This window comes from Mesorhizobium comanense (assembly GCF_005503535.1).
Lineage (GTDB): Bacteria > Pseudomonadota > Alphaproteobacteria > Rhizobiales > Rhizobiaceae > Mesorhizobium > Mesorhizobium comanense.
The window spans coordinates 64,183-75,281 of sequence record NZ_SCNN01000027.1; the positions used below are offsets into that span (position 1 = coordinate 64,183).

At 63.1% G+C, this 11,099-nt stretch carries 9 protein-coding genes; 6 read left to right on the forward strand and 3 right to left on the reverse strand.

Annotation, left to right across the window (positions count from 1 at the left end; all coding sequences use genetic code 11):
- Positions 1-31 precede the first annotated feature (31 nt).
- From FFS37_RS30480 to FFS37_RS30495, 4 genes are all read left to right on the forward strand, one after another.
- Positions 32-1,303 (forward strand): beta-ketoacyl-ACP synthase, encoded by a 1,272-nt coding sequence (locus tag FFS37_RS30480; protein ID WP_137934667.1) that lies wholly within the window; start codon positions 32-34, stop codon positions 1,301-1,303.
- Between the two features lie 94 nt (positions 1,304-1,397).
- On the forward strand, positions 1,398-2,426 hold the full coding sequence (locus FFS37_RS30485) for a zinc-binding dehydrogenase (RefSeq protein ID WP_137934668.1): 1,029 nt from the start codon (positions 1,398-1,400) through the stop codon (positions 2,424-2,426).
- A 13-nt stretch (positions 2,427-2,439) separates the two neighbouring features.
- Entirely contained in the window at positions 2,440-3,426 is a 987-nt protein-coding gene (locus FFS37_RS30490) for a lipid A biosynthesis lauroyl acyltransferase (protein ID WP_171026484.1), read from the forward strand.
- Between the two features lie 151 nt (positions 3,427-3,577).
- Positions 3,578-4,411: a class I SAM-dependent methyltransferase gene (locus FFS37_RS30495; RefSeq protein ID WP_232375824.1), complete on the forward strand. Its 834-nt coding sequence runs from the start codon at positions 3,578-3,580 to the stop codon at positions 4,409-4,411.
- Here FFS37_RS30495 and FFS37_RS30500 read toward each other — a convergent pair.
- From FFS37_RS30500 to FFS37_RS30510, 3 genes are all read right to left on the reverse strand, one after another.
- Entirely contained in the window at positions 4,396-5,613 is a 1,218-nt protein-coding gene (locus FFS37_RS30500) for an NAD(P)-binding domain-containing protein (protein WP_137934670.1), read from the reverse strand. The two genes, FFS37_RS30495 and FFS37_RS30500, sit on opposite strands and share 16 nt — an antisense overlap.
- 140 nt (positions 5,614-5,753) lie before the next feature.
- Positions 5,754-6,965 carry a carboxylate--amine ligase gene (locus FFS37_RS30505; protein WP_137934671.1) on the reverse strand — a complete coding sequence of 404 codons (1,212 nt, stop codon included), beginning with the start codon at positions 6,963-6,965 and terminating at the stop codon, positions 5,754-5,756.
- 375 nt (positions 6,966-7,340) lie between these two features.
- Positions 7,341-7,769, reverse strand: a complete 429-nt coding sequence (locus tag FFS37_RS30510; protein ID WP_137934672.1) for a L,D-transpeptidase — start codon at positions 7,767-7,769, stop codon at positions 7,341-7,343.
- 219 nt (positions 7,770-7,988) lie between these two features.
- On the opposite strand from FFS37_RS30510, the gene FFS37_RS30515 reads away from it, so the two are divergent.
- Both FFS37_RS30515 and FFS37_RS30520 read left to right on the forward strand, forming a co-directional pair.
- Positions 7,989-9,269, forward strand: a complete 1,281-nt coding sequence (locus FFS37_RS30515) for an acetylornithine deacetylase/succinyl-diaminopimelate desuccinylase family protein (protein WP_137934673.1) — start codon at positions 7,989-7,991, stop codon at positions 9,267-9,269.
- A gap of 159 nt (positions 9,270-9,428) precedes the next feature.
- Positions 9,429-10,910, forward strand: coding sequence for an ABC transporter substrate-binding protein (locus FFS37_RS30520; RefSeq protein ID WP_137934674.1), 1,482 nt, complete (start codon positions 9,429-9,431; stop codon positions 10,908-10,910).
- The last annotated feature ends 189 nt before the right edge of the window (positions 10,911-11,099 follow it).

An 11,099-nucleotide genomic window follows, 5' to 3' on the forward strand; every position in this document is an offset into this window, starting at 1 on the left:
AATTCACGCTTCAAGGGCAAAGGGCTTCCGGATGGCCAATCTCAGGGATCACATGGGCAGGCCGATCGTCGCCGTCACCGGCATCGGCGTGGTGACTTCGCTCGGCGTCGGCAAGGCAGACAATTGGGCGGCGCTGACGTCGGGAAAATCGGGCATCCACCCGATCACCCGCTTTCCGGTCGATCACCTCAACACCCGCATCTCGGGCATGGTCGATTTCCTCTCGTCGAGCTCCAAGGGCGCCAGTCCCCTCACCTACGAGCTTGCAGAGACCGCCGCGCGTGAGGCCGTGGCCGAATCCGGCCTTGATTCCAGCGATTTCGGCGGTCCGCTGTTCCTCGCTTCGCCGCCGGTCGAACTCGACTGGCATGAGCGCTTCGCGCTCTACAACTCCGACAAGGACGACGCCGGCGCCGAAAGGCTGTTGCGGGTCGCGCGGGGATTGAAGGAACTGGATATTTTCGAGACCACCCAGTTCGGCTCGATCGCCGACAGGCTCGCCGACCGGTTCGGCACGCGCGGCCTGCCGATCACCCTGTCGACCGCCTGCGCCTCCGGCGCCACCGCCATCCAGCTCGGCGTCGAGGCGATCCGGCGCGGCGAATGCGACCGGGCGCTGTCGATCGGCGCCGACGGCTCGGCGACCGCCGAAGCGCTTATCCGCTTCTCCCTGCTTTCGGCGCTCTCCACCCATAATGACAATCCCGAGAAAGCGTCAAAACCGTTCTCCAAGGACCGTGACGGTTTCGTCTTGGCGGAAGGATCCGGCGCGCTGGTGCTGGAATCGCTGGAAGCCGCACTTGCCCGTGGGGCCGAGGTCCTCGGCATCTTGAGCGGTTGTGGCGAAAAGGCTGACGATTTCCACCGCACCCGCTCCAAGCCGGATGGCTCGCCGGCGATTGCCGCCGTGCGCGCCGCGCTTGCCGATGCGGGCTTGAGCGAAGGCGAGATCGACTATGTCAACGCGCACGGCACCTCGACGCCGGAAAACGACAAGATGGAGCACCTGTCGCTGTCGACCGTGTTCGGCGAGCGGATAGGCTCGATGCCGATCTCGTCCAACAAGTCGATGATCGGCCACACGCTGTCCGCGGCCGGCGCGGTGGAAGCGGCTTTTTCGCTGATGACGATGCGCGAAAGCGTCATTCCGCCGACCATCAATTACGACAATCCCGACCCGGCGATCGTGCTCGACGTGGTGCCGAACAAGAAGCGCAATGCGCAGGTTCGCACGGTCCTGTCGAACTCCTTCGGCTTCGGCGGCCAGAACACTTGCCTTGTCATGGCGCGGGAACCGGTCTAAGCGAGCCGCTTCCGCCCAATGCATGTCGCGCAGAAGTGACCTCGATTTTGCGACCGCGACACGCATAGAACAAGAAATAGAACCGACAGGCTCCATGCGCGCACTGCAACTTATCGAGGACCGCCGTCTTGAAACGGTGGACCTGCCGCCCCCGCCGCCACCCGCACTTGGCGAAGTCACGCTGCGCATCAAGGCGGTGGCCCTGAACCACATCGATGTCTGGGGCTGGCGCGGCATGGCCTTCGCCAAGCGAAAGCTGCCGCTCGTCGTCGGCGCGGAAGCCTCCGGCGAGGTCGAGGCGGTCGGACCCGGCGTTTCCAGCCTGCTGCCTGGGCAACTGGTCTCGATCTACGGCGCACGCACCTGCGGTCTCTGCCGTGCCTGCCGCGAAGGCCGCGACAATCTGTGCGAACATGTCTCGGGCGTCCATGGCTTCCATCTCGATGGGTTCGCGCAGGAGAAGATCAATCTGCCGGCGCGCCTGCTCGTCCCCGCCCCGCCCGGCGTGACCGACATCGGCGCCGCCGTCGCGCCCGTGACTTTCGGCACGGTCGAGCACATGCTGTTCGACAATGCCAGGCTGCAACCCGGTGAAACGATCCTCGTTCATGCCGGCGGCTCCGGTATCGGCTCGGCCGCCATCCAGCTGGCGAAGCGTATGGGCTGCACCGTCATCACCACGGTCGGTTCGAACGAAAAGATCGACAAGGCCAAGGCGCTCGGCGCCGATCATGTCATCAATTACCGCGACGACCGCTTCGAAGGCGTCGTGCGCAAGCTGACGAAGAAGAAAGGCGTCGACGTCGTCTTCGAACATGTCGGCGCCGACACCTTCGCCGGCTCGATGCTGTGCCTGAAGCGTGGCGGCCGCCTGGTCACCTGCGGCTCGACATCGGGCGTGTCGACGCAGATCAACCTGATGCAGCTCTTCCAGCAGCAATTGAAGCTGCTCGGTTCCTTCGGCTGCCGCATGGAGAACATGGCCAACGCCATGCAGAAGATGGCGGCGGGACAGGTGGCACCCGTCATCGACACCGAGGTCGGCTTCGACGACATCGATGCCGCGCTCAAGCGCATGGAAGGCCGCGACGTGTTCGGCAAGATCATCCTGCGCGTCGCCTGAGGCCCTGACGTCGGTGCTCAAGAAGCTACGCCGGGATCTCAGGTTTCGCCTTGGCCGGCAACTGCGCCAGGTGAACTACTGGCTGGTCGCGCGCGCCGCCATGATCATCATGTCGGTCTTGCGCCTGCTGCCGGTCGACAGCGCGCTGAATTTCGCCGACCGCGCCGCCCGTCTCATCGGCCCGAGGGTCGGACGCCACAAGGTCGCCATCGACAATCTGCGCAAGGCCTATCCGGAGAAGAGCGAAAGCGAAATCCAGGCCATCGCCTCCGATATGTGGGGCAATATGGCCCGCCTTGCCGCCGAGTACATCTTTCTCGATGCCCTGTTCGACTATGACCCGGCCGCCAGCAAGCCCGGCCGCGTCGAGGTCAGGGGTACAGAGCACTTCGTCGAGATCGCCGCCGAAAAGCAGCCGCACATCGTCTTCACCGGCCATCTCGGCAATTTCGAGCTCCTGCCGGTGGCCGCGGCCACTTTCGGCATGAATATCACGGCGCTGTTTCGCCCGCCCAACAATCCCTATCTCGCCGACTACATTCTCTCGACGAGGCGATCGAGCATGGGCGGCTTGTTGCCGTCTATGGCCGGCGCCTCTTTCGCCCTGGCCGGCGTACTGGAAAATGGCGGCAATATCGGTGTCCTCGTCGACCAGAAATTCTCCAACGGGCTGGACACGACCTTCTTCGGCCGGCCCTGCCAGAGCAACCGCGTGCTCGGCACCCTTGCCCGCCACTATGACTGCGACGTCTATCCGGCGCGCTGCGTCAGGCTGCCGGGCAACCGCTTCCGGCTCGAGATCGAGGACAGGCTGGTCCTGCCGCGTACCGCCGACGGCAGCGTCGACGTCCACGCCACCACCCAGATGCTCAACGACGTGGTCGAGCGCTGGGTGCGCGAGGATCCCGGCCAGTGGATGTGGTTTCACAAGAGGTGGGAGATCACCAAGTGGCGGCGCAAGCCGCGCCCGCCGGCCAAGCCGCAGGTTGCAACGAGTTGACAGCTGTCGCCGAAGAATAGGCGCCGATCTCCGGGCGGCGCGCCACGCGACCTCGCAATCCAGACATTCGTAACTTTCCAGGTCAGGGAATCTTAAACGACCAGGGCGCACATATCCCTGTGGAAGGTCGTCGATCGGAATGGAGCGCGGCATGACGAATATCGAGATGCCGCGCCTCGACCGCGACGGTATCGAAGACCGTTCGTTCGGCCGTCTTGGCCGGGCATGGGCCTATATCCGTCGACATGGTCCGCTGGAGCCGCTGAGGCTGGTACACCGGCATGGCCCAGGCGCGAGCCTTGGCTTCATCAGGCGCAACATCCGGCATGTTCTGGCCGACCGTCTCGCCCGCAAATGGGACCGCCGCTATGGCGTCGATACGGCCGGCTCGATCCAGCTTGCCACCTTGACCGTCGTCGGTCCGCACCGGACCAAGGGCAACGAAGCCGTATGCACCTCGCCCCGGACCTTCGACTTCATCATGAAGTCGCTGCCCCGCGACCTCCACGATCATACGTTTGTCGATATCGGTTCCGGCAAGTCGCGGACGTTGCTGCTGGCATCCCGATATTCGTTTGCCGGGGTCGTCGGCGTGGAGTTCGCGCGCGAACTGGTCGAAATCGCCAGGGCCAACATCGAGCGTTTCCGGGATCCTTCGCGCAGATGCCAGGCACTCAGCGTCGTCGAAGCCGATGCCGCGGCCTATGACTTTCCCGAGGCGCCGCTGGTGGTCTATTTCTACAATCCCTTTTCACAGGACGTTTTCGACATCGTCTTGAAAAACCTCGTATCGTCGCTCGAACGACGGCCACGCAGCTGTTTCGTCATCTATGGAAGTTCCAGCCATCGCGCCATCGATTGGGCGAAACCCGCACTCCGCGAGACCAAGGTCTTCAGGGAATTGCCCGTCTCGGCAATGCCGGGCTTCCTCGACGCGATCCGCCCGATCGACTACGCCGTCTTCCGGTTTCAGACCGCCGCATAGGCCTTTCCCGAGGTCTTGCGGATGAAGTGCGCGACGGTGCGTGCGGCAAACGGCGTGCCGGCGGTGAACCGCATCAGCGGACCAAAACTGCCGACCGCGCTCGCACCGATGAAATGCAGCCCGGGAATGCTGGATTCGAAACCGGCGGAAAGCACCGGCAACCCTTCCCGGCGCACAATCGCGTCAAGCAGGTCGGGGCCGAACAACCCCAGCCTCGCGATGTCGATCTTGTAGCCCGTCCCCAAGAGGACATGGTCAAAGGTGGCGGTATCCTTTTCGAACCGCAGTTCGACGCCGCTCTCTCCGGCGGAGGCGCCAACGATCCTGCTGCCGGCATTAATCCTTATCCCGTCGAAATCCGGCCTCAGCCAGCCCGTTGCGCCGGCGCCGAGACTGCGCCTGTTGAGCCCGGCTCTCGCGGCTTCCGGGAACATGTGCACGAAACCCGGGACCTCGACCAACCAGGAGATCGGAAACGGGCCGACCCTCGACGGCGATGCGAGGCGCTCCGACAGGAAGTCGCGCAAGCTCCATTTCTGTTTTCCCGCCATGGCCCGGTACCCCAGCCAATGGATCGGGCCATGGCAGACGAGGTCCACATCGGCGCCACTGCGCTTGAGCAGCACGGCGGTTTCGCAGGCGCTCTGCCCGCGCCCGATGACCGCGACACGCTTGCCGCGAAAAGATCCATAGTCGGTATGCTGGCTGGCATGGCTGACCAGTTCGCAGGGCATCCCGCTGAAGACACCAGGGATCAGTTGCTGGTTCATCAAACCGGTGGCAACCACCACCCGTCGCGCGGTGACGGCATCGCCGTCGGCAAGAGCCAACCGAAACCCGCCATTCGCCGGCGCGACTTGACTTACCCTGCGTGTATCCAGGTCCCCAACCGCCTGGGCCTGAATCCAAAGTCCATAGTCGACGAAGTTTTCAAGCAGCAGTGGTTCGCCCGGCGATATCCCGAGGATGGTCGCATAGGAATCGAGCGACAGCCGACCCTTCGTGTGGCCGATATAGGTCGCATGCCATGGAGAGCGCAGCCTCATGCCCTTCGGCATATGATCGCGCCAGAAAGACATGGCGCCGCCAAAGGTTCGCGTCTCGATGCCCGCAGCCTTGAGAGCGCTAGCCGCGGCCAGTCCAAAGGGACCGGCACCGATCACGGCGACTTCGCAATCCATCCCTGGCATGGAGGCGTTCATGTCCGTGGCCTCACATCTGGCTTTCCGCGATTGGCTCGCAGCCGGGAAAGGCAATCCATCATGATGTCGTCCTAGATGTTTTCCGGTTAAGATTGGGAAAAATGAGGGTGTTCACCCGAGCCTCTGGCCGTCCATCCAAACTATCGCGGCAACCGAAACACCCGCCTTGTAAGCACTCTCCAGACCGTCAAAGGCACGTCGATCAAGGCTGGAACCGGGTCGCGCGCCATGAATGTCGCCCATGCCCTGACGGCAGCGAAGGATCCGAAATAGGCACGTCTTGTCAGCCTGCCGCTCGTGATCAACTGGCCTGCCGCCACCATGTCGCGCACAAGATACATCCAGGATGTGCCCGGCCGCGCCGTGGCAACCGGCGGGTGTTGACCCGATCGGACCGCCCATAGAATGGCGCCAAGATCGATGCCGGCGGCGGCGCCCAATCCAAACCATGTCCACGGCCGCGGATTGACGTCGAGCACCTTCATCGAGCCATCGCGGGCATCGCGCTTGAATTCGACCTCGACCAGCCCATGATGCCCGATCGATTCGAGCAGCCGGCGCGCGGCAGCGATCAGTTGCGGCTCGTCGACGACCTCCACGAAGGTGCTGGTATAGCCAAAATCGACCGGATACTGCCGCGTACGTCGGGCGGTGAATTCCACCACCGGCGCCCCCTGATCCCAGAGTGCCGCGTAGGAGAACTGGCTTTCTCCTCCCCCCGGTATCATCTCCTGGACCACGACATTCTCGCCGCCGATGTCCTCGGAGGCCCATTCATAGGCAGCAAGGAACGTTTTCAGATCGCCGGCGAGAACGGCCTTGGCGCGCGCGAAGCGGCTGCGTCCGCCCATATTCGGCTTCAGAATGACGGGAAAGCGAAGCTCGGCCTGCGCCGCCTGCCCACAAGCGGTGATCGCGTAGGTCAGGGGCACGGCGAGCCCCAATTCGCGCGCGCGGCGGTAGAGCAGCGGCTTTTCGCAAACCCATTTCAGTTGCTCCCACGGCGGCAGCACCACCTCGAACACCGTGCGAAGTTGATCGATCGCTTGCGACAGAAAGCGAACTTCGGGGTCACCGCCCGCGATCAGCAGAAAGCCGCCCAGCCCATGGGTCCTGGCCAGATCGAGCAGGAAGTCGACGGCCCGCGCGTCATCGGGACCGGGCCATGTCATCGTGTGGCGGGCATATCGCGAAAAGCCAGGCAACGGCGTGTCGTTGCTCACCAGCCAGACAGGGACCTTGCGACTGCCGAGGCTCCTGGCAAGCGCCAGGGTCCCATGCGCGCCGCCGAGAATAACCACCCCGGCGGGCCGGCTGGAAACGCGATCGTCCGTCTCGGGCTGCGCAAGCATCTGTCAATTCCGGCGAACGATACGCAATGGCACGTTTCCTCGCGCACCGATCGGCGGGCCTGCGAAATACAAGCGAAGGCTAATAAAAGAGGCCGCGCATCACTATTGATCTGTGCCATCCAGGTTCTGCAAAAGAACCGGAGGCACAAGCTCCTAGTAACAGCTTCTCGGGACATCCGAACAGATGGAACTTGGCCGGATGCTTTGCCAGCGGTAAAAATCCCGCCTCAAAACGATCACGGGGAACCTCCCGCCGTCACGGGTCGTTGGCCGGCATCAGCGCTTGCAACGCTGATGGATCGGTCGGGCGATCCGCTGGACCGATGCGCGGCCAGGCGGACCGCGCCGCACGTACGGCGGCGCGTCCGGCAGGCGTTAGTTGGTCACCACGATGCGCGTGTTGCCGAAGCCGACTTCCCGCACCATCGAATAGAAGGTCGCGGCATTGGCCGTGTGCAGCCGCACGCAGCCATGTGATGCCGGACGCCCAAGCTGCCTGACGGCGCCGGTTCCATGAATGGCGTAGCCGCCATGGAAGAACACCGAGTAAGGCATTGGCGACATGTCATATTTGCGCGAATACCACATGCGTGCCGTCCGCTGCGGCCGGTAGGTTCCGCGCGGCGTGAAATAACCCGGACGGGCGGTGGACACGGCCCACCGGTAAACCGTCGAACCATATCTGACCGTCATCGTCTGCGTCGACACGTCGATGTTCGCCACCAGCATCGCCGCCTGGCTGGCGACTGATGTGGCGAACAGTGCGACGGCCATCATCGCTGCCATGAGAAATGACTTTTTCATGCGATCAAACCCCTTTGATTGCCCCTTACTTGCCTGCCCTCACGCTGTTTTTCATCTTTTTAATGGCAGGTGAACGGGTTAACACACACTCCTTGACCAATTAGCCAATTCAAAGCAGTGAATTTGAACGATTTCGCGCGATAGTTGCCGCAACGACACGCCGCACGGCTTCGCTCGACGGGCTTGCAAAACCGTCGCGATCGCTGCTCAACTCGCGGCATGAACGAACGACTCCTCAAAGCAATCGATGCCAGGCGCGATGATCTCGTCGCGCTGACAGCCGACCTCATTCGCTTTCCCACCATCAATCCGCCCGGCGAGGCCTACCGACCATGCGCGGAATATATCGGCGCCCGGCTGAAGCAGCGCGGCTTCGAAATCGAATTCATCCGCGCCGAAGGGACGCCCGGGGACACCGACCGCTACCCGCGCGTCAATGTCGTGGCCCGCTTCGACGGCAGATCGCCCGGTCCCTGCGTCCACTTCAACTCGCATATCGACGTGGTCGAGGCCGGCGAAGGCTGGAGCCTCGATCCCTTTGCCGGCATCGTCAGAGACGGCAGGGTCTATGGGCGCGGGGCCTGCGACATGAAGGGAGGATTGGCCGCTTCCATCATCGCGGCCGAAGCCTTCATGGACGTCTTCCCCGACTTTCCCGGCGCCATCGAGATATCGGGCACGGTCGACGAAGAGTCCGGCGGCTTCGGCGGCGTCGCCCATCTGGCCAGGCTCGGCTATTTTTCGAAGCCCAGGGTCGACCATGTGATCATCCCCGAGCCGCTGAACAAGGACCGCATCTGCCTCGGCCACCGTGGCGTCTGGTGGGCGGAAATCGAGACCAAGGGCGAGATCGCGCACGGCTCGATGCCCTTCCTCGGCGACAATGCGGTGCGTCACATGGGTGCGGTGCTGCAAGCCTTCGAAGACGACCTGTTCCCGGCGCTGGATCGCAAGGTAACGCGCATGCCGGTCGTTCCCGAGGGCGCCAGGCGCTCGACCATGAACATCAATTCCATCCATGGCGGCCAGACAGAGGACTTCCGGCCCGGCCTGCCCTCGCCCAACGTGCCCGACTCCTGCCGGCTGACCATCGACCGCCGCTTCCTGCTCGAGGAAGACCTGGCCACCGTCAAAGGCGAAGTGACCGGTATTCTCGACCGGCTGAAGCGTGAGCGCAGGAAATTCGACTACGAGATCCGCGATCTGATGGAAGTGCTGCCGCTGATGACCGAGCGCGATGCGCCGGTCGTCAAGGCGGTGGCGCAGGGCATTCATGCGATCTTCGACCGAGAGCCCGACTATGTCATTTCGCCCGGCACCTACGACCAGAAGCATATTGCCCGCATTGGCCATATCTACGACTGCATCGCCTATGGACCGGGCATTCTCGATCTCGCGCACCGGCCGGATGAATGGGTCGGAATATCGGACATGATCGAATCGGCCAAGGTGATGGCCATTGGCCTCAACGTGCTGCTGCGTGGCACCGCGACGGACTAGCGCCCGCGCCGGCAAGCTTCGACCGGCCGATGAAGCCAGCGGAGAAAAACATTCCCGGCCAGGGCGCCGCACAGCACGAAACGCAATTTACTCCCGCGCGAAATCACGCTTCTATCCGCATGGTTCGAGCGCATGTCTGACCACACGGGGAGTTGCACGATGAAATTGTGGAAAACCATTCTGGCCGCTGCCGTTCTGACGCTGGCCGCCGCCAGCACCTCGGCGTTCGCCGCCCGCACCGATCTCGTCATCGGCATTCCGCTCGAACCCCCGCATCTCGATCCGACGGCGGGAGCGGCGGCCGCCATCAGGGAGGTCACCTACGCCAACGTCTTCGAAGGCCTCACTCGCATCGGTCCCAACAGCGAAGTCCTGCCGGATCTGGCCGAAAGCTGGACCGTCTCGGACGACGGCAAGGTCTACACGTTCAAGCTCCACACCGGCGTGAAATTCCACGACGGCGCCGACTTCAGCGCCGACGACGTGAAGTTCTCGCTCGACCGTGCCCGCGCGGAAAACTCGCTCAACGCGCAAAAGCAGCTCTTTGCCGCCATCGACAAGGTCGAAGTGGTGGACCCCGCGACGGTGAAGGTCACGCTCACCCACCCGCAAGGCTCGTTCCTCTACAATATGGGCTGGGGCGACGCCGTGATCGTGTCGCCGAAATCCGCCGACACCAACAAGGAAAAGCCTGTTGGCACCGGACCGTTCAAGTTCGACAGCTGGGCCAAGGGCTCGTCGATCACCTTGCTGAAATCAGACCATTACTGGGGCGCGCCGGTCTTCCTCGAAAAGGTCGAGTTCCGCATCGTGCCCGATGCCGCCGCAGCGGTGCCCGCGCTGCTTTCCGGCGACATCCAGGCTTTCCCGTTCTTCGACCCCGACAGCGTCGCCCAGGTCAAGGACGACCCACGTTTCAAGGTCGTTGTCGGTGCCACCGAAGGCGAGACCATCCTGTCGATCAACAACAAGCAGCCGCCTTTCGACAAGTTGCAGGTGAGGCAGGCGATCTCCTATGCGCTCGACCGCAAGGCGATCATCGACGGCGCTTCCGCCGGGCTCGGCCTGCCGATCGGCTCGCATATGTCGCCGACCAACAAATATTATGTCGACCTCACCGGCCGCTATCCGCACGACGTGGCCAAGGCCAAGGAACTGTTGAAGGAAGCGGGGCTGGAGAACGGCTTCAAGGCCACGTTGAAACTGCCGCCGCCCTCCTATGCGCGCCTCGGCGGAGAAATCATCGCATCGGAACTGCGCGACGTCGGCATCAATCTCGAGATCATCCCGATCGAGTGGGCGCAGTGGCTGGACCAGGTGTTCACCAAGAAGGACTATGACCTGACCATCGTCTCCCACACCGAGCCCAACGACATCGATATCTATTCGCGCAAGGATTACTACTTCAACTACGACAATCCGACCTTCAACAAGGTCATCGCCGACCTGGACCTCACCGCCGACGAGGCCAAGCGCAAGGAACTCTACGCCGAGGCGCAGAAGATTCTGGCCGACGATGCCGTGGTCGGCTTCCTCTACGAACTGCCCAAGGTCGGCGTCTGGGATGCCAAGCTGCAAGGCCTGTGGGAAAACGCACCCATCCCCGCCAACGACCTGACCAAGGTGAAGTGGTCGGATTGAACGCTCAGGCTGTCCGGCGGAACTTGCTCTCCGTCACACCCCCCTCTGCCCTGCCGGGCATCTCCCCCGCAAGGGGGGAGATTGTGCTCTCATTTACACCTTCGCCAAGCGTCGACTTGGCAGGTTGGTCAACGACACAGAAACTGCCGATCTCCCCCCTTGCGGGGGAGATGTCCGGCAGGACAGAGA

Excerpts from the sequence above, each read along its gene's own strand:
- FFS37_RS30480 (WP_137934667.1), top strand. The coding sequence starts at position 32 with ATGGCCAATCTCAGGGATCACATGGGCAGGCCGATCGTCGCCGTCACC.
- FFS37_RS30485 (WP_137934668.1), top strand. The coding sequence starts at position 1,398 with ATGCGCGCACTGCAACTTATCGAGGACCGCCGTCTTGAAACGGTGGAC.
- FFS37_RS30495 (WP_232375824.1), top strand. The coding sequence starts at position 3,578 with ATGACGAATATCGAGATGCCGCGCCTCGACCGCGACGGTATCGAAGAC.
- FFS37_RS30500 (WP_137934670.1), bottom strand. The coding sequence starts at position 5,613 with ATGAACGCCTCCATGCCAGGGATGGATTGCGAAGTCGCCGTGATCGGT.
- FFS37_RS30505 (WP_137934671.1), bottom strand. The coding sequence starts at position 6,965 with ATGCTTGCGCAGCCCGAGACGGACGATCGCGTTTCCAGCCGGCCCGCC.
- FFS37_RS30510 (WP_137934672.1), bottom strand. The coding sequence starts at position 7,769 with ATGAAAAAGTCATTTCTCATGGCAGCGATGATGGCCGTCGCACTGTTC.
- FFS37_RS30515 (WP_137934673.1), top strand. The coding sequence starts at position 7,989 with ATGAACGAACGACTCCTCAAAGCAATCGATGCCAGGCGCGATGATCTC.
- FFS37_RS30520 (WP_137934674.1), top strand. The coding sequence starts at position 9,429 with ATGAAATTGTGGAAAACCATTCTGGCCGCTGCCGTTCTGACGCTGGCC.